Genomic DNA, 17,417 nt, shown 5'->3' with positions numbered 1-17,417 from the left:
ACCAGGGCCGCCACCTCCACCAGGCCCGCCACCACCGCCGCCCTGCGGTCGATTACTCCCGCCGCCGGACGGTCGCCCGCCGCCTTGCCCCTGCGGCCGGCCGCCGCCTTGGCCGGGCGGCCGGGCATTTCCTTGGCCAGGCGGTCGGGCATTCCCTTGTCCGGGCGGTCGCGCGTTGTTATTGCCGGGGCCCGCGCCGGGTGGCCGGTTTCCCTGTCCGGCGTTGTTGTTGGGTGGACGATTCCCGCCGCCCTGGCCAGGCGGCCGTGCGCCGCTGGGCGGACGACTGGCGGGCGGACGCGGCCGCACGGGCGGCGGCGGCAAGGGTCGTGGCCCTGGATGGCGCGCCCAGCGCGATTGATTGGAGTACCACGGCCGGTCGCGGTAGTGAAGGCCCCAATACGCGCCGAGGGAGAACGCCACGACGGGAAGACCGATTCGCGGGCCATAGCTCATCACCGGCACGCGCTGTCCTTGCCATGGATAGCTGATGAAGGTGCCGTAGACCCAGCCTCGCAGGCCCGGAAAGCCGATGTCGCACCAGCTAAAGCCCGCGACGCAGCCCCATACCGTCACTGCCACGCCACCCGGAATCTGGGCGACGATAGGAAAGTCGGCTGCGGGTCCTGCGTAGATATTGACGGTCTGATTCGTGAATGCCTGCGACTGGGCGTGCGCGGGCGGCGAAGCCACGAATACGCCGGCTAGCGCGGCGAGCACGACACCGAGAAACTGCTTGCGCATTCCTGCCTCCGCTGGTGGAACCACCCGGACATCTATTGAGATAGCTGCCTTAACGGTAACAGATAAGGCTTTTAGGTCGCGTTTGAGCATGTAACGGCTCATTTCGTCCGGGCGCACAATCTCTGGTCAGGCGCGGCGTTCGGCGTGCGTTCGGCGTGCGTTCGGCGTGCGTTCGGCGAATTGCCGGCGAGGCGCACGCGTTGTGTCGCGCTGTGCAAAAATCGCGGCCTCGGTTCGCAAAGAAGAAAACGAGCGGCCGATTCCGTATCAGCAGACGAGGAGCAGACCACCGTGATTCAGCGTATTTCCCAGTTCTTTACCGGCGTAGTGCATCGGATCTTGCCGGATCCGCTCATCTTCGCCATTCTCCTCACCGTCGTGACCTTCGTGCTGGCGTTCGCGCTCACGCCGCAGCCACCCGAAGCGCTCGTCTTGATGTGGGGTTCGGGCTTCTGGAACCTGCTCGCGTTCGCGATGCAGATGGTCCTGATTCTCGTGACCGGCCACGCACTCGCCAGCTCCGGCCCGGTCAAACGCATGCTGGTTGCGCTGGCGAGTTGCGCGCGCACGCCGGGCCAGGGCGTGATGCTGGTTGCATTCGTGGGTGCGATTGCCTGCGCGATCAACTGGGGCTTCGGCCTCGTGCTCGGCGCGATGTTCTCGCGCGAAGTGGCGCGGCGAGTCCGCGGCGCGGACTACCGGCTGCTCGTTGCCGCCGCGTACATGGGCTTTCTCACGTGGCACGGCGGCCTTTCCGGCTCGGTGCCGCTCGTCGCGGCCACGAAGGGCAACCCCATGGAAAAGGCCGTCGGCCTGATCCCGGTCTCGCAGACCATCTTCACGGGCTATAACGCGTTCATCACGATCGGACTGATCGTGCTGCTGCCGATACTCGTGCGTCTCATGATGCCGAAGCCCGACGATGTCGTCTCGGTCGACCCCGCGCTGCTCGAAGATCCGCCGAGCGTTGAGCGCAAGCTCGGCCCGGACGCGACCTTCGCCGAGCGCATCGAGGAAAGCCGCGGGCTCTCGTTGCTAGTGGCGGCGCTTTGCTTCGTCTTCCTGGGCGTGCGCATTCACACGAAGGGCTTCGCGCTCGACATCGACACCGTGAACCTCGTGTTCCTCGCGGCGGGCCTCGTGCTGCACAAAACGCCGATGGCCTACGCGCGCGCCGTGGCCGGCGCCGCGAAGGGCGCCTCGGGCATCATGATCCAGTTCCCGTTCTACGCGGGCATTCAGGCGCTCATGGACCACTCGGGTCTTGCGGGCGTCATCACGAAGTGGTTCGTCGATATCGCGAACGTGCACACGTTTCCGCTGCTCGTGTTTCTCAGCTCGGCGGTGATCAACTTCGCGGTGCCTTCGGGCGGCGGCCATTGGGTCGTGCAGGGGCCGTTCGTGATGCCGGCGGCGCAGGCGCTGGGCGCGGACCTCGGCAAGTCGGCGATGGCGATCGCTTACGGCGAAGCGTGGACCAACATGGCGCAGCCGTTCTGGGCACTGCCCGCACTCGCGATCGCTGGCCTCGGCGTGCGCGACATCATGGGTTACTGCGTGACCACGTTGCTGTTTTCGGGCGTGGTATTCGTCGCGGGAATGTATCTCTTCTGAGCGTGAAACGGGCGGCGCCCGCGCGCCGTCCGCTCATTTGTGCTCCGCGTGCTTCGCCAGATAGTCGCGCAGCACGATCGCGTGATTGCGCTCCTTGTCGTGGGAGCCATAGAGCAGGGTGATGTGCCCGTTCCCGGCCGCTTCGGCGAGCGGCTGCCAGGCGTCGGGATTGGCGTTCAGCTCGGCCAGATAGCGCTTCTTGAATTCGGCCCACTGCTCCGGGTCCTTGTGGAACCATTGGCGCAGTTCGGTGCTCGGCGCCACCTCCTTCAGCCATTCCACGTTCGCGAGTTTTTCCTTGCTCAGGCCGCGTGGCCAAAGCCGGTCCACCAGATAGCAGTGGTGTCCGTGCTCGGGCAGCGGTTCGTAGACACGCTGGATATCGATTGCCGGTTTCGTCATCGTCGGCTCCTTTTTAGTGGCTTGCGCGTCGCGGCCCTCGAGTGCCAACAACGCTCTTACACGCTCCTGCAGCGTGGGCAGCACGTCGAGTTCAAACCACGGGTGGCGCTTGAACCATGCCTGGTTGCGTGGCGACGGATGCGGCAGGGGCACGAAATTGGGTGCATAGTCGCGCCAGGCAGCCACCGTGTCGGTGAGTGAACCCTTGCGCGCGCTGCCCAGAAAATAACGCTGGGCATACTGGCCGACGAGCAGGGTCAGGCGCACCCCGCGCAACTGCTTGAGGAGCCGCGCGTGCCATAGCGGGGCGCATTCCGGGCGCGGCGGGTTATCGCCGCCGCCGCCGCGGCCGGGGTAGCAAAAGCCCATCGGAACCAGAGCGACCTGGGCGGCGTCGTAGAACGTTTCGCTGTCGATGCCGAGCCACGTGCGCAGCCGTTTGCCGCTTGCGTCGTCCCACGGCACGCCCGAGGCGTGGACCTTCGCGCCCGGCGCCTGGCCGACGATCAGCAGGCTCGCCGTATCGCTCGCCTGAAGCACAGGGCGCGGCCCGAGCGGCAGCGCGTCGGCGCAGGCATGGCAGGCGCGGATTTCGGCGAGGAGCGCGGGAAGCGGGCCCGATAGCGAAAGCGGCCCGCGAAGCGGATGGACATTCGACACGGCAAGGCGGGAAAGCGTGGCGGGAGATTCAGTCTACCAAACGCCCGTGCCACGCCGCCGCCCGATTCGTGACGATTCAAGCGCGGCCGAACCACATTGCGCGCTGCGTCATTCTCGTGCGGCCATTTACGCTTTTCCTGTAGTCTCGGCTGTGGTCGATCTGGAACGGAGCCGCAATGCCTGCCGAAGCCGAGACGTCAACCCGCACGACCCGCACTGAGCCCTTGCTCGTCGATCTCGCGCTGCAAGGCGGCGGCTCCCATGGCGCATACACATGGGGCGTCCTCGACCGCCTGCTCGAGGAGCCCTGGCTGCAGATCGAAGGCATTTCGGGCACCTCGGCGGGCGCGATGAACGCCGCCGTGCTCGCTAGCGGCCATGCGCGCGATGGCGCGGCCGGCGCGCGCGAGGCGCTCGAGCGCTTCTGGCGCCGCGTGTCCGACGCCGCGCGCTTCAGCCCGTTCCGGCGCGGCCCCATCGACATCCTGCTCGGCCGCTGGACGCTCGACCATTCGCCCTTGTTCGTCGCGCTCGACATGATGGCGCGCATCGTCTCCCCGTACGATCTCAATCCGGGCCGCGTGAACCCATTGGGCACGATCCTCGCCGACACCATCGACTTCGAGGCGTTGCGCCACTCGCGCATCAAGCTCTTCGTCACTGCCACGCGCGTCTCCAACGGCCAGGCGCGCGTGTTCCGCAACGCCGACCTCACACCCGACGCGCTGCTCGCCTCGGCCTGCCTGCCCACGCTCTTTCAGGCCGTCGAGATAGACGGCGAAGCCTACTGGGACGGCGGTTACGCGGGCAATCCCACCATTACGCCGCTGATTCGCGAGACCGATTCGATCGATACGATCCTCGTGCAGGTGAATCCCGTGGAGCGCGCGGGCACGCCGCGCTCGGCGCGCGACATCATCAACCGCGTGAACGAGATCGCGTTCAATTCCCCGCTCATCAAGGAACTGCGCATGATGGCTCTGCTGCACAAGGTCGCCGACGCGGGCAGCGAGGAGGGCCGCCGCTGGGCGGATATGCGCCTACATCGCGTGCATAGCGCGAAGCTCGTCACGCTGGGCTCGTCGTCGAAGCTCAACGCCGAGTGGTCGTTCATCACGATGCTGCGCGACGAAGGCCGCCGCGCCGCCGATGAATTCCTCGCACAGCACGGTGCGCAGCTCGGCGAGGCGTCCACCTTCGATTTCGAAGCGCTACTCGAAGGGGTACTGCAATGAGTGCGGGCACGCTCGTTATCGGCCTCGGAGGCATGCTCGCGAGTCTTGCGCTCCTGATCTGGCTCGCGTATCGCGGCTGGAGCGTGCTGTTGCTCGCGCCGCTGTGCGCGATGCTGGCCGCGCTCATTTCCGGCGAGCCGGCGCTCGCGCATTGGACGCAAACATTCATGTCGAGCACGGGCCGATTTCTCGCCCAGTTCTTTCCGCTCTTCCTGCTCGGCTCGCTGTTCGGCAAGCTGATGGAAGACAGCGGCTCGGTGGACGCCGTGGCGCGCCTCATGATCGACAAGCTCGGCACGCGCCACGCGCTCGTGGCCGTGGTGTTGGGCGGCGCGCTCGTCACCTATGGCGGCGTGAGCTTGTTCGTCGCGTTCTTCGTGCTCGCCCCCATGGCGCAGGCACTGTTTCGCTCCGCCGATCTCCCGCGCCGCCTGATGCCCGCTACGATCATGCTCGGCACGGCGACCTTCACGATGTCGGCGCTGCCCGGCACGCCCGCGTTGCAAAACGCCATTCCCATGCCGTTCTTTGGCACGACGCCGTTCGCGGCGCCGGGCCTCGGCGTGATCGCAAGCCTCGTGATGGCGGGCTTCGGCCTCTGGTGGCTCGGGCGCGCAGCGGCGGCGGCGCGGCGCAACGGCGAGGGCTTCGTCGAGCCTGACAACGGCGGCGCCGATGACGAAGAGCGCGGCAAGTCCTCGCTCGTGCGCGAGCGCGCGAGCCTCGCCCAAGCCTTCGATCCCGCCGAGATCGGCAACGGCGCGGCACCATCGGACCATGCCGGACCGCCGTCGCCCTTCGCCGCGCTCGCGCCGCTCGTGGTTGTCGTGGCGATGAACTTCGTGATGAACGTCGTGGTGTTCCCGCGCATCGACGCCTCGTATCTCGCCGAACCGCGCTGGGGTTCGACCACGCTTTCAGCGGTGGCGGGCGTGTGGGGTGTCTCAGTGGCGCTCGCGCTCGGCATTATCGTGCTGGTGGCGTTGAATCGCGGGCGGCTCGCCGCGCTGCGCGAAAGCGTCGATGCGGGCGCCAACGCGTCGGTGTTGCCGGTGCTGAGCGTGGGCAGCCTCGTGGGCTACGGCGCCGTGATCGCCGCATTGCCCGCGTTCGAGGCCGTGCGCGACTGGGTGCTCGGCATCGGCGGCGGCCCGCTCGTATCGCTCGCCGTGGCTACGAACCTGCTCGCCGGGCTGACGGGCTCGGCGTCGGGCGGGTTGACCATCGCGCTCGACGCGCTCGGCGGCACCTACATGCAGCTCGCCGCCCAGCATGGCATCAATCCCGCGTTGCTGCACCGCGTGGCCGTGATGTCGTCGGGTACGCTCGACAGCCTGCCGCACAACGGCGCCGTGGTCACGCTGCTGGCCGTGTGTGGCTCGACGCATCGCGAAAGCTACCGCGACCTCGTGGTGGTGAGCATTGTCGGCGCGCTCATCGCGCTGGCCGTGGTGATCGTGCTCGGGTCGCTGTTCGGCAGTTTCTGAATGTTGTTCCTGCGCGAGACACGCCGCGGGGCAGCGATCCGCCAACGCGCGTAGACTCTCGCGAAGCAGCGGCCCTTCGCAAGGAGCCTTCATGAAATTGCTTGCTGTCCACCCGAGCGGACTGATGTACACGCGCGTGTTCCTGCGGCTCGAGCCACTAGGACTCGAATCCGTGGCCGGCACGGCGCGCGAGGCGGGCCATGACGTGCGCCTCCTCGATCTGCAGGTCGAGACACACCGCGACCTCATGCGCATGGTGCGCGACTGGCAGCCCGAGGCGCTCTGCTTTTCGGGCAACTATCTGGCCAACATTCCCGAGATCATCGACCTGTCGAAGGCGGTGAAGGCCTCGCTTCCCTCGTGTTTCGTATTCGTGGGGGGCCACAGCGTATCGTTCACCGCGCACGATCTGCTGCGCCATGCCGAAGGCGCGATCGATTGCGTGCTGCGCGGCGAGGGCGAAGCTTCGGTCAACGAACTGCTCGAAGCGGTGTCGCGCGGTGCCGAGCTGCTCGCGGTGCCCGGCGTCGTGACGAGCCGCGGATCGGGGCCGCCGCCACGCTTCGTCGAGAATCTCGATCCTGTGCGGCCCGCGCGCGACCTGCTGCGCCATCGCCGCAAGTATTTCATCGGCACGCTCGATCCTTGCGCCTCCATCGAATTCGCGCGTGGCTGCCCGTGGGACTGCACGTTCTGCAGCGCCTGGACGTTTTACGGACGCAGCTACCGCACGCGTAGCCCCGAAGTCGTCGTGGACGAACTGGCGGCACTGCGCGAGCCGGGCGTGTTCATCGTCGACGATGTGGCGTTCGTGCACGCCGAACACGGCATGGCGATCGGCGAGGCGATCAAGCGGCGTGGCATCGACAAGCACTACTACCTGGAAACGCGTGGCGACGTGCTTCTGCGCAACAAGGACGTGTTCCGCCTGTGGAAGTCCATTGGCCTGAAGTACATGTTCCTCGGTCTGGAGGCGATCGACGAGGAGGGGCTCAAGGCGTTTCGCAAACGGATCAGCCTCGACCGGAATTTCGAGGCGCTCGAGTTCGCGCGTTCGTTGGGGATTACCGTCGCGGTCAATCTGATTGCCGATCCGGACTGGGACCGCGAACGCTTCGAGACGATCCGCCAGTGGTGCCTGGAGATTCCCGAGATCGTCAATATCAGCGTGAATACGCCGTATCCGGGCACGGAGAACTGGCAGCGTGAGGCGCGGCGTCTCACGAGCCTCGACTATCGTCTTTACGACATCCAGCACGCCGTCGTGCCGACGAAGCTTCCGCTGCCCGAGTTCTACGCGGAACTCGTGCGCACGCAGCAGGTGCTCAATCGCAAGCACATGGGCTGGACCGCGCTGCGTGGCGCGGCGGGGCAGGCCACGCATCTGCTGTTGCACGGCCAGACCAATTTCGTGCGCATGCTGTGGCGCTTCAACTCGGTGTTCGATCCGCGCCTGCAGATGGCCGACCACGCGCGCGACGTCCACTACGAGATGACGCCGCCGCCCGGCATGAGCGGCGCGCCGCAGGTCGATATGAAAACCATCTACATTCATGGTCCCAGCGGCCGCAAGGGCCGCAAGATCGACGACGCCACGGAGAAGTTCGTCGACGAGACGCGGGTGGGTCTCGGCTGATTGTTTGGCCTGCGCCGTCACGATGCATACCGGTTGCGCACGCGTCCTGCGGTGGGGGTTGGACGCGCGCGCGTAGCGGGTTCACAATCCACCGGTTGCATCAAGACGAAAAAGATATGGAATTCCGGCAACTACGCTACTTTCTCGCCGTCGCGCAGTATCTGCATTTCAGCGAGGCGGCAGCCTTTCTCGGCATTGCGCAGCCGCCACTCAGCCAGCAGATCCTCAAGCTCGAAAAGGAGATCGGTACGCGGCTCTTCATTCGCCACTCGCGGCGCGTGGAGCTGACCGAGGCGGGGCGGCTCTTTCGGGAGCGCGCGCAACGCATCATCGACGACGCGGATCTGGCGCTCGCGGAGGCACAAAACGCGGGACGCGGCGAGAGCGGGAGGCTCGTGCTCGGCTTCGCGGGTTCCACGGTGTTTCATCCGCTCGTTGCGACCGTGCTGCAACGCTTTCGCAGCGCGTATCCCGGTGTCGTGATCGGGTGCGAGGAGAGCAACAGCTCGGTGCTGCTGGAACGCGTGAGCGAAGCGAAGGTGGATGCCGCCTTCGTGCGCCTGCCGCTCGATTGCCGCGGCCTCGCCACGCAGGCGCTCGTGGAAGAGGACGTACTTGCCGTGCTGCCGCCGCGCCATCGCTTCGCGCGCCGCCGCAGCCTCGATCTCGGCGATCTCGCGGGCGACCCGCTCATCCTGTTTCCACGCCCGATCGGCCCCGATCTCTACGACTCGATCATCAGCGCGTGCCACGCGGCGGGCTTCAATCCCGTGATCAGCATGGAGTCGCCGCAGATTTCCTCGACGGTCAACATGGCGGCGGCGGGCTTCGGCGTCACGCTCATTCCTTCTTCGATGCGCCAGATCCAGGCCAAGGGCGTGACGTACCACGATCTCAAGGGCGGCACGCTGCACACGACCATCGCGCTCGTGCACCGTCCGCGCGACAAGGCACCCACGGTGCAGAACTTCGTGCGCATCGTGCGCGATGCGGCGCGGCATGCGCCGCAGGGCTGACTCTCCGGTTCCAAAGGTCGATCCATATCTTTTTCGTCTTGATTGTGCGTGGTCGCGATATTGGACGTAATGGATAGCGGGTTCTATCCTTCCGCGATCATCGTTTTCTGCAGGAGCCGTTCGCATGTCCACCACGAACCGGAGCGCCGGGCGCGAGCCGCTTGTCGCGTCGTTGCGAGCCGTCGTCGGCCGCCAGCACGTGCTGACCGGCGACGAAGCCACGCGGCGCTACCGCAAGGGCTTTCGCTTCGGCGAAGGGAAGGTGGCGGCGGTCGTGCGGCCCGGCACGCTCATCGAGCAGTGGCGGGTGCTGCAGGCGTGCGTGGCCGCGAATGCGATCGTCATCTCGCAGGCAACGAACACGGGCCTCACGGGCGGCTCCACGCCCGACGGCGACGACTACGACCGCGAGGTCGTGATCGTGAGCATGACGCGCATGCGCAAGGTCTATGTGATCGACGGCGGCAAGCAGGTGGTCTGCCTGCCGGGCTCGACGCTCGATCAGCTGGAGCAGACGCTCAAGCCGCTCGGGCGCGAGCCGCATTCGGTCATTGGCTCCTCATGCCTGGGCGCTTCTGTCGTCGGCGGCGTGTGCAACAACTCGGGCGGCTCGCTCGTGCGGCGCGGCCCGGCCTATACGGAAATGACCGTGTTTGCGCAGGTCGATGCAGCGGGGCGTCTTACGCTCGTGAATCATCTCGGCATCCGGCTTGGCGAGACGCCGGAAGCGGTGCTTGGCCGCCTCGATCGCGGCGAGTTGCCCGAGGCCGATATCCTCCACGACGCGGGCGCGGCTTCCGACCACCGTTACGCGGATCACGTGCGCGACATCGAGGCGGACACGCCTGCGCGCTACAACGCCGACCCGCTTCGTTTGCACGAAGCGGCGGGTTCGGCGGGCAAGGTCATGGTGTTCGCGGTGCGGCTCGACACGTTTCCCATCGAGCGGGGCGCGAAGGTGTTCTACATCGGCACGAACGAGACGGCCGAGTTGTCCGACCTGCGCCGCGACATACTCGGCAAGTTCTCGAAGCTGCCTATCGCGGGCGAATACCTGCATCGAGACGCCTTCGATATTGCCGAGTGCTACGGCAAGGACATGTTCCTCTTGATCGAGCATCTCGGCACGCAGCGGCTGCCCGCGCTGTTCGCCTTCAAGAGCCGCTGCGACGCGTTTTTCGAGCGGCTGCCGTTCTTTCCCGCGCATTTCACCGACCGCGTGGCGCAGGCCGTGAGCCGGTGCTTTCCGGGCCATCTGCCCGCGCGGCTCAAGGACTACAGGCAGCGCTACGAACATCATTTGATGCTCAAGGTATCGGCCGATATGGTGGACGAAACGCGTGCTTACCTGAACACGTTTTTCGGCGTGGCGGGCGGCGACTTTTTCGAATGTACCGAAGAAGAGGGCAGCAAGGCGTTTCTCCATCGTTTCGCGGCGGCGGGCGCTGCGGTGCGCTATCGCGCCGTGCATGGCGACGAAGTGGAGGATATCGTCGCGCTCGATATCGCGCTTCGCCGCAACGATCGCGACTGGTTCGAGCAACTGCCCGAGACGGTGGAGAAGCCCATCGCGATCAAGCTCTATTACGGGCACTTCCTTTGCCATGTGTTTCATCAGGACTACATCGTACGCAAGGGCAATGATTGCCTCGCGCTGGAACACGAGATGTGGAAGCTGCTCGACGCGCGCGGCGCCGAATATCCCGCTGAGCACAATGTTGGCCACCTCTACGATGCGAAGCCTGCGCTGAAGTCGTTTTACGAAACGCTCGATCCTTGCAACTGCTTCAATCCGGGTATCGGCCATACGTCGAAGTTCGCGCGCTATCGTGAGCCGCAGGCCCGGTAAACAAAAAGACGGCGGCGGTATCGAACCGTCGCCGCAAAGGGCACGAACCCTCGCGCTGCGCTGCGCGCTTCCCCCGTATCAGCTCTTCGTCGTCGTTGCCATCCAGCCGTTCTGCGTGCTGATTTGCGCGACTTCTTTCGCGATCGAGCGGGCCAGCTTGCCGGCATCCGAAGAGAGCGTGTCGCGCTTCGCCTCCGAGGCGCCGTGCAGACCGCCGCCCACCACTGCCGCCGTCGCGACATGGCCAGCCGCCGCGCCCACGCCCGCCGTTTCGGCCATGCCGGGCATATGGCCGCTATCCGCTTTCGTTTCGAAGCTCAGGAGCGGTTGCGGTTCGCCGCCGTTGGCGGGCTGGAACAGCACCGCGATCGTCGCGCCCACTTCGCTCTTGCCCGCGCCCAGGCCGATCAGCATGCGGCGACGGCTGCTGCCCGCGTCCATCGTGTCGATGCGGCCTTCCACGATCAGCGCGTTGCGGCCGGCCGGTGCCGGACCGTCCATGCGCACCGCGGGCAGGCCCATTTTCTGAAGTTCGCTCACGAGTTGATCGGCGAGATGCTCGCGCGTTTGCAGCGCGGCCTGCTGTTGCTGCTGCGCCGACGACTCGCCGCTCGTCATCGTCTTGAGCTTGTGCAGCATGCCGGTGCTGTCGAGCTTCACCTGGTCGGCGGCGGCGTCGAACGTGTAGACGTAGACGACGTCGGCGTGCAGTTGCGGGAGCGGCCCGTTCGTCTGCACGACAGGCGCTGCCGATGCGCAGCCGCTCGCGAAGAGCGCGCCGGCGAGGAACGTGGTGCCCGCGATGCGCTTGGCCTTGTTGACGAGGAATTTGATGATCGTTTGCATGTCGATGTCCTTTTGCCTGAAAGAGTGTCTCGTGTCTGCCGATACTCGCAAATCATTCAGGATGGCGAACTATCGACTATGGTGCTTCGGCGTCTGGGCTCCGGTTTGTTTCGCTCCGTTGCTCAGGCTCAGGCGCAAGTATGGGGGGAAGGGCGGACGAAATCCACGCGCAAATTATGTCGAGTCATGTCATGCGCGCACGGCCGGCGGCGCGCCGTTCTGACTCGATAAGGGACGGTTCAGCGGGAGGCGCACGACGGCTTCGAGGCCGCCGCCTTCGCGGTCGCGGAACGTGAGCGAGCCGCCGTGCAGCCGCGCGATCCGCTCGACGATGGCAAGCCCGAGGCCCGAGCCGCCCGCATGCGTACGGGCGTTCGCGCCGCGGCTGAAGGGCGATTTGAGGCGCTCCAGTTCCTCGGCGCACATGCCGTTGCCGCGGTCGGCCACGATCACGCAGGCGGTGTCGCCATCGCGCCAGGTGCGAATCGTCAGACCTGTGCGTCCATAGTTCACGGCGTTCTGCATGAGATTCATCAGCAGACGCATAACGGCGATGGGCCGGAACGCGAACACCGGCAACTCGCCTTCCTCAAAGTCGAAATCATGGCCGAGCCCCGCGAAGTCGGCAACGAGCTGGCCCGCGAGCGCGTTGAGGTCGCCCGGTTGCGGCGCTTCGCGCTCGCCGCTGCCTGCGTAGTCCATGAACTGCTGGAGGATCGTGTCGATCTGGTCCAGATAGCTCTCGGACGAGGCCACGAGCGCATCGTTGCTGCCGCGCGGCAGGGCCATTGCGATCGCGAGGCGCAGTTTCGTGAGCGGCGTGCGGATGTCATGCGAGACGCCGGCCAGCATCAGCGCGCGTGTGGCCTCGGCCTGCTTCAGCGCTTCGGTCATCTGGTTGAAGGCGCGGCTCACTTGCGCGATTTCGGTCGGACCGTTAGTCGGCAGCGGCGGCGGCGTTTCGCCGGCGCTCACGCGCCGCGCCGCGCGCGCGAGTTTGCGCAGCGGCCGGTTGATGTGGCGCTGCAACAGGTAGCCGGTGAGCGCGGCGAGCAGCGCGAGCGCGGCGGAGAGGATCAACGCCGTAGTGATGCCGCTCGCGCGCGCGTCGGCGGTCATCGGCAGTGCGATCCATATCGGTTCGCCCGCCGCGTGAAGACGGATCCACAGGCGCTCCTGCGCGGCTTCGCCATCCGCTGCGGGTTCGGTCTGGTCGTGGCTCGCGTCCCAGCGCACCAGCAGGTCGGGCGGCAGATGGCGCTGCAGCGCTTCGACGAACACGTCCCGCTGCCAGGTGCGGAGAAAGTCGACGAGGCTCGGATGCGTCCCGCCAGGCGCTTGCGGCGGCGCTGCATTGTGCGCATCGAGCCGCGCGGCCGCCGCGCGCCCTTCATCGGGCGGCATGGACGCGAGCGTGGTATCGAGCAGCTTGACGTAATCGGCGAAGATGATCGAGGCGCGTTCGATGCGCGGGCGCTGCACGTAGTGCAGCAGCACGGCGAGCGAGCAGATCTGCGAGAGCGCGACGAGCGCCACCAGCAGCGCGATGTTGCGCGAGAGCAGCGAACGCGGCAGGCGCAAGCGCATTACGCTTCGACGCCGGCCACCAGCATGTAGCCGATGCCCCAGACGGTCTTGATGAAGCGCGGCCTGGCGGGATCGTCCTCGACGATCTGGCGCAGGCGCAGGATCTGCACGTCCACGCTGCGGTCGAGCGCGCTGTGGTCGCGCCCGCGTGCGCGGGCGAGCAGATTCTCGCGGCTCACGGCGCGGTTCGGCGAGGAGCCGAGCGCATGAAGCAGCAGCATCTGCGCCGAGTGGACCTCGATGGGCGCGCCGTCGCGGTAGAGCGTTTGTTTGCCAACGTCGAACTGAAAATCGCCGAAGCGCAGCATTTGCGAGGTGACCGTGGGCTCGCCCGAGGCCATCTTCTGGCGGCGCAGCAGTGCGCGAATGCGCGCGACCAGCTCGTCGGGAAGGAACGGCTTGGCGAGGTAGTCGTCGGCGCCGGTCTCGAGGCCGATCACCTTGTCGGCGGCATCGCCCTTCGCGGTGAGCATGAGGATCGGCAGCGTCTGGCCTTCGGCGCGCAGACGGCGGCATACCGTGAGGCCGTCTTCGGGCTCCATCATGAGATCGAGCACGAGGAGGTCGTAGGGCTCGCGCTGGAGCAGGCGGTCGAGGCGCTTGCCGTCGGCGACGGCGCGCACCTCGAAACCCTGGCTCGTGAGAAAGCGCTGCAGCATGTTGCGCAGTTCGGCTTCGTCGTCGAGCACGATGATCCTGTTTGCCTGCTCCATGTGACGCCTCCGGCGTTCATCGGGCTGCTGCGCGCGCTCGCATGAAGTCCTCGATCTGCGCGAGGGTGACGAAGCCGGCCTTTTGCGCGTCAATTTCGTCGAAGTGCTGCGCGACCATCGGCATGCCCGCCTGCGCCTGTTCGCGCGTGAGCTTGCCGTCGTGCGTCGTGTTAGCGGCGGAGAAACGCCCTTGCAGCTGCGCCATCATGCGTTCGACGCGGGCGCTGTCGCCTGAGCCGCCTGGCAAGGCCTGAGCCGATGCCGGCACGCAAACCGCTGCTGAAACGATACACAAAACGAGGGCAGCGATCATCTTCTTCATGGTGTTCTCCGTGAGGTGGCCGACGTAGCTTGCCGGCCGGTCGATAAAACGAAAGTGGCGGGCGGCTGTGGATCAAGCGAAACCGCAGCCGCCGGCGAGGGGTCAGGCCCAGTGGGCGGGCACCCATACGCGGCCGACCCAGTGGCCGGGAATCCACACGGCGGGGCGCGGCGCGATGTACACGGCGCGCGGCAGCGGCTGGCCCACGTAGACGACCTTGGGCGCCGGCGGAGCTACGTAGACGACCCTCGGTGCGGCAGGCGCGACATACACCGTCTGCGGTGCAGGTGCCGGCGCGACGACCACCGTCTTGGGGGCGGGCGGCGGCGGGGCGACATAAACCGTGGTGCTGGGCGGCGGCGTGACGACGACCGGCGCGGGCGCCGGGGCGCCCACGACGGCAACCGTCGTGCCCGCGGTCGTGACCGTGCCGGCGGTCGAAACCGTGCCATGCACCACTGTCGTGCCGCCGGTGGTCACCGTGCCGCCGTGGACGACGGTCGTGCCGCCGCCCGTGGTCACCACGCCGGTTCCGACGCGCGTGGCGCTGCCCGAGTGGTAGACGCTGCCGCCCTGGGTGCCGGTGACGGTGCCCGAGCGATTGCACGTGTTGCCCGCGCAGGCCGTGGATGCCGAGTGCCCGTAGGTGTTGCCGTTGCCGGTCGTGACCGTGCCCGTCGACGAGTACTGGCCCGGCGCCGTGCGCGTCACGCTGCCCGAGGTGCTCGCGCTGCGGCCATCGGAGCCGTTGAGCGAACCGGTATGCGAGCAGGTGCCGCCCGCGCAGCTCGTATCGCCCGAATGCTGGACCGAGCGGCCGTTCGGGCCGTAGGCCGTGCCGCTGTTGCTGAACTGGCCCGGCGCGGTGCGCGTGACGGAGCCGCTGTTGGTGGCGACGCCGCCCCAGGGACCGGCCACGCCGCCCGCATGCGAGCAGGTGCCGCCGCTGCAGGAACCGTAGTGCGCGCCGTTGTACGTGCCGTGCGGCGTGTACGCCGTGCCGTGGCCGGACCAGCCGGCGAAGGCGGGGGCGCTGGCGAAGCCGATGAGCGCGGCGACGACGAGGGGGAGCGTTTTCATCAGAGGTCCTTGCGGTTCGTTTCGGGGGCACGCTGCGGCGTGTTGGCGGAACGAACTATAGGGCTGTGACCTGCTCAAGTCGCGTCATAAACCATGTCGCGGTGTTACACGTCGCGAGGCCTCCGGCGCTACCTCCCCGCGCGCGCGGCGAGGCGGGCGTATCGGCGTGTTCGCGCGCCGGGCGGGTGACATATCTCGACATACTTTGCGCGTGGTTTTTCCCTCTGCGCGCCACTACAGTGCCCTTCATCCGACGCGACGCCGAGACTCCTGCGTGCAACACGCGTCTTTCTTCACCGCGCAAGACGCGCCTATTGCACACGATCCATCATGCTGACCACAGGAAAACTCGCGTTATATGTCACGTTGTTCGTCGTTGCCGTCTCGTTGATCGAGGCGTGCGTGCTTACCTTCAGGATGCGCCGCGAAACAGCGGGAGCGGCGGCTTTCGATTGGTCTGAGGTTTGGCTCTCGCTCGCCGACCTCGCTGGCCGCAAGCTCTTCGCGCTCCTGCCGCTCTCGCTCGCCACGCCGATCTTCGATTTCTCGTGGGAGCATCGCCTCTTCACGCTGAATATCGACACGATTGCGCTCGCGCTGCTGGTCTTCATCGGTCAGGAGTTCTGCTATTACTGGTATCACCGCGCGTCGCATCGCATCCGCTTCTTCTGGGCCACGCATGCCGTGCACCATTCGCCGAACCAGTTGACGCTTTCGTCCGCATACCGGCTGGGGTGGACCGGCAAGCTCACCGGCCCGGCCATGTTCTTCGCGCCGCTCGTGTGGCTCGGCGTGCGGCCCGAAGTCGTGCTCGCCATCCTCTCGCTTAACCTGCTCTATCAGTTCTGGCTGCACAACACGTGGATTCCGAAGCTTGGCTGGCTCGAGTACGTGTTCAACACGCCGTCTAACCACCGCGTGCACCATGCTTCGAACGTCGACTACCTCGATGCGAACTATGGCGGAGTCCTGATCATTTTCGACCGCCTGTTCGGCACCTATGTGCAAGAACGCGCCGAAGAGCCTTGCCGCTACGGGCTCGTGACGCCCGTGCGCTCGCGCAATCCGTTCGTCGTCGAACTGGAGCACTGGGCGGCGCTCGCACGCGACGTCGTTACGGCGCAGAACATCTGGACCGCCGTGCGCTATGTTTTCCTGCCGCCGGGCTGGCGCGCGGACGGCGGCGGCGACACCACGGAGAACCTGCGCAAACAGCGCGCGCTCGCCACGGTACGCACGGATGCCTGATACGGACGCCCGAGCGCGGGTTGATGGAAGGCCGCGCCTCGCGTAACGTGGCACCAGCGGTGTCCGCATCGATCGCGCGCCGCATCGAATTCAGGTTTGTGATGCAACGAGAGGAATAAGCGCATGGAAAACGGTTTGAACGGCAAAGCGGTCGCGGTAACGGGCGGCTTCGGCAGCCTGGGTTTGGCGACGGCGCAATTGCTGGCCGAACGCGGCGCCCGCGTGGCACTGATCGGCCGGGGCGCGGCCCCCGAAACAGCGGCGTTGCCCGCCGCGCTCGCGGGCGCGCTGTGCATGGGCGGTGTCGATCTCGTCGACGCGAAGGCGGCCCAGACTGCGTTCGGCGCGTTGCACGGGAAGCTGGGCGGGCTCGACGCGCTCGTCAACGTGGCGGGCGCGTTCCGGTGGGAGACCGTCGGCGACGGCGACGCGCGCACGTGGGATTTGATGTTCGATTTGAACGTGAAGACGGCGCTCAATGCCTCGAAGGCTGCGCTGCCTCATCTCGTGCAGAGCGGCGCGGGACGTGTGGTCAACATCGGCGCGGGCGCGGGACTCAAGGCGGGGCTCGGCACGGGTGCGTATTCGGCGTCGAAGGCGGGCGTGGCGCGCTTGACGGAAGCACTCGCGGAAGAGCTGAAGGACAAGGGCGTGACGGTGAACGCGATTTTGCCTAGCATCATCGACACGCCGCAAAACCGCGCCGACATGCCAGACGCCGATTTCACGCGCTGGGTACAGCCGCGCGAGATCGCGACGGTGATCGCGTTTTTGCTGGGCGAGGACGCGCAGGCGATTACGGGAGCGCTGATTCCCGTGAGCGGGCGCGTATAAGCGCGGCGCCGCGGTTGCTCGCACGTCGCAGGGGCCGTTTCAACAGAGCGGCCCCGCCGTGATTTATCTGTTAGTGCCCGTGGCCGCCGCCGGTCCCCATGCCACCGCCGCCGCCTTGCCACGTGCCGCCACCGCCTCCATGCC

At 66.7% G+C, this 17,417-nt stretch carries 15 protein-coding genes and 1 pseudogene; 8 read left to right on the top strand and 8 right to left on the bottom strand.

Annotated features, from left to right (window positions below; all coding sequences use genetic code 11):
* The coding region (locus M3I54_RS40125) for an SH3 domain-containing protein (protein WP_254345625.1) at positions 1-744 on the bottom strand (744 nt) is incomplete at its 3' end.
* A gap of 291 nt (positions 745-1,035) precedes the next feature.
* Between M3I54_RS40125 and M3I54_RS40120 the strand changes: the two genes are divergently transcribed.
* Positions 1,036-2,358 carry a TIGR00366 family protein gene (locus M3I54_RS40120; protein ID WP_254345624.1) on the top strand — a complete coding sequence of 441 codons (1,323 nt, stop codon included), beginning with the start codon at positions 1,036-1,038 and terminating at the stop codon, positions 2,356-2,358.
* A 33-nt stretch (positions 2,359-2,391) separates the two neighbouring features.
* Here M3I54_RS40120 and M3I54_RS40115 read toward each other — a convergent pair whose 3' ends face one another.
* The gene (locus M3I54_RS40115; RefSeq protein WP_254345626.1) at positions 2,392-2,760 is read right to left on the bottom strand and encodes a DUF488 domain-containing protein; all 369 of its coding nucleotides are present in this window, start codon (positions 2,758-2,760) and stop codon (positions 2,392-2,394) included.
* 42 nt (positions 2,761-2,802) lie between these two features.
* Positions 2,803-3,420 (bottom strand): annotated as a pseudogene (locus tag M3I54_RS40110) (uracil-DNA glycosylase family protein); the annotation flags it as partial.
* A 176-nt stretch (positions 3,421-3,596) separates the two neighbouring features.
* Between M3I54_RS40110 and M3I54_RS40105 the strand changes: the two are divergent.
* From M3I54_RS40105 to dld, 5 genes are all read left to right on the top strand, one after another.
* Positions 3,597-4,655, top strand: a complete 1,059-nt coding sequence (locus M3I54_RS40105) for a patatin-like phospholipase family protein (protein ID WP_254345623.1) — start codon at positions 3,597-3,599, stop codon at positions 4,653-4,655.
* Entirely contained in the window at positions 4,652-6,142 is a 1,491-nt protein-coding gene (locus tag M3I54_RS40100; RefSeq protein ID WP_254345622.1) for a GntP family permease, read from the top strand. Before M3I54_RS40105 ends, M3I54_RS40100 begins: the two co-directional genes overlap by 4 nt.
* A gap of 91 nt (positions 6,143-6,233) precedes the next feature.
* Complete coding sequence (hpnR, locus tag M3I54_RS40095) at positions 6,234-7,778, top strand: hopanoid C-3 methylase HpnR (RefSeq protein WP_254345621.1); 1,545 nt, start codon at positions 6,234-6,236, stop codon at positions 7,776-7,778.
* A gap of 116 nt (positions 7,779-7,894) precedes the next feature.
* The gene (locus M3I54_RS40090; protein ID WP_254345620.1) at positions 7,895-8,794 is read left to right on the top strand and encodes a LysR family transcriptional regulator; all 900 of its coding nucleotides are present in this window, start codon (positions 7,895-7,897) and stop codon (positions 8,792-8,794) included.
* 124 nt (positions 8,795-8,918) lie between these two features.
* Positions 8,919-10,643: a D-lactate dehydrogenase gene (gene dld / locus M3I54_RS40085; protein ID WP_254345619.1), complete on the top strand. Its 1,725-nt coding sequence runs from the start codon at positions 8,919-8,921 to the stop codon at positions 10,641-10,643.
* A 78-nt stretch (positions 10,644-10,721) separates the two neighbouring features.
* Here the strand turns inward: dld and M3I54_RS40080 are convergent, their stop codons facing one another.
* The 5 genes from M3I54_RS40080 to M3I54_RS40060 all read right to left on the bottom strand — a co-directional run bounded on the left by M3I54_RS40080 (position 10,722) and on the right by M3I54_RS40060 (position 15,191).
* A complete protein-coding gene (locus M3I54_RS40080; RefSeq protein ID WP_254345618.1) occupies positions 10,722-11,489 on the bottom strand; it encodes a DUF4410 domain-containing protein in 768 nt (255 codons plus the stop codon).
* A 189-nt stretch (positions 11,490-11,678) separates the two neighbouring features.
* Positions 11,679-13,076: an ATP-binding protein gene (locus M3I54_RS40075; RefSeq protein ID WP_254345617.1), complete on the bottom strand. Its 1,398-nt coding sequence runs from the start codon at positions 13,074-13,076 to the stop codon at positions 11,679-11,681.
* Positions 13,076-13,789, bottom strand: coding sequence for a response regulator (locus tag M3I54_RS40070; protein ID WP_254345616.1), 714 nt, complete (start codon positions 13,787-13,789; stop codon positions 13,076-13,078). The genes M3I54_RS40075 and M3I54_RS40070 overlap by 1 nt, the downstream gene beginning before the upstream one ends.
* Positions 13,790-13,805: 16 nt before the next feature.
* The gene (locus tag M3I54_RS40065) at positions 13,806-14,111 is read right to left on the bottom strand and encodes an EF-hand domain-containing protein (RefSeq protein WP_254345615.1); all 306 of its coding nucleotides are present in this window, start codon (positions 14,109-14,111) and stop codon (positions 13,806-13,808) included.
* A 102-nt stretch (positions 14,112-14,213) separates the two neighbouring features.
* Positions 14,214-15,191 (bottom strand): hypothetical protein, encoded by a 978-nt coding sequence (locus M3I54_RS40060; protein ID WP_254345614.1) that lies wholly within the window; start codon positions 15,189-15,191, stop codon positions 14,214-14,216.
* A gap of 330 nt (positions 15,192-15,521) precedes the next feature.
* On the opposite strand from M3I54_RS40060, the gene M3I54_RS40055 reads away from it, so the two are divergent.
* Entirely contained in the window at positions 15,522-16,439 is a 918-nt protein-coding gene (locus M3I54_RS40055) for a sterol desaturase family protein (RefSeq protein WP_254345613.1), read from the top strand.
* 123 nt (positions 16,440-16,562) lie between these two features.
* Positions 16,563-17,273: an SDR family NAD(P)-dependent oxidoreductase gene (locus tag M3I54_RS40050; protein WP_254345612.1), complete on the top strand. Its 711-nt coding sequence runs from the start codon at positions 16,563-16,565 to the stop codon at positions 17,271-17,273.
* The last annotated feature ends 144 nt before the right edge of the window (positions 17,274-17,417 follow it).

Source organism: Paraburkholderia sp. CNPSo 3274, from assembly GCF_024206475.1.
GTDB lineage: Bacteria > Pseudomonadota > Gammaproteobacteria > Burkholderiales > Burkholderiaceae > Paraburkholderia.
Note: the sequence above shows the minus strand (reverse complement) of the source record. Positions and strands in the feature narration are given on the sequence as shown.

Bases quoted from the DNA above. Each gene is read 5' to 3' on its own strand.
- M3I54_RS40080 (WP_254345618.1), bottom strand. From the start codon at position 11,489: ATGCAAACGATCATCAAATTCCTCGTCAACAAGGCCAAGCGCATCGCG.
- M3I54_RS40090 (WP_254345620.1), top strand. From the start codon at position 7,895: ATGGAATTCCGGCAACTACGCTACTTTCTCGCCGTCGCGCAGTATCTG.
- M3I54_RS40065 (WP_254345615.1), bottom strand. From the start codon at position 14,111: ATGAAGAAGATGATCGCTGCCCTCGTTTTGTGTATCGTTTCAGCAGCG.
- M3I54_RS40100 (WP_254345622.1), top strand. From the start codon at position 4,652: ATGAGTGCGGGCACGCTCGTTATCGGCCTCGGAGGCATGCTCGCGAGT.
- M3I54_RS40115 (WP_254345626.1), bottom strand. From the start codon at position 2,760: ATGACGAAACCGGCAATCGATATCCAGCGTGTCTACGAACCGCTGCCC.
- dld (WP_254345619.1), top strand. From the start codon at position 8,919: ATGTCCACCACGAACCGGAGCGCCGGGCGCGAGCCGCTTGTCGCGTCG.
- M3I54_RS40055 (WP_254345613.1), top strand. From the start codon at position 15,522: ATGCTGACCACAGGAAAACTCGCGTTATATGTCACGTTGTTCGTCGTT.
- M3I54_RS40105 (WP_254345623.1), top strand. From the start codon at position 3,597: ATGCCTGCCGAAGCCGAGACGTCAACCCGCACGACCCGCACTGAGCCC.
- M3I54_RS40070 (WP_254345616.1), bottom strand. From the start codon at position 13,789: ATGGAGCAGGCAAACAGGATCATCGTGCTCGACGACGAAGCCGAACTG.
- M3I54_RS40060 (WP_254345614.1), bottom strand. From the start codon at position 15,191: ATGAAAACGCTCCCCCTCGTCGTCGCCGCGCTCATCGGCTTCGCCAGC.
- M3I54_RS40075 (WP_254345617.1), bottom strand. From the start codon at position 13,076: ATGCGCTTGCGCCTGCCGCGTTCGCTGCTCTCGCGCAACATCGCGCTG.
- hpnR (WP_254345621.1), top strand. From the start codon at position 6,234: ATGAAATTGCTTGCTGTCCACCCGAGCGGACTGATGTACACGCGCGTG.
- M3I54_RS40050 (WP_254345612.1), top strand. From the start codon at position 16,563: ATGGAAAACGGTTTGAACGGCAAAGCGGTCGCGGTAACGGGCGGCTTC.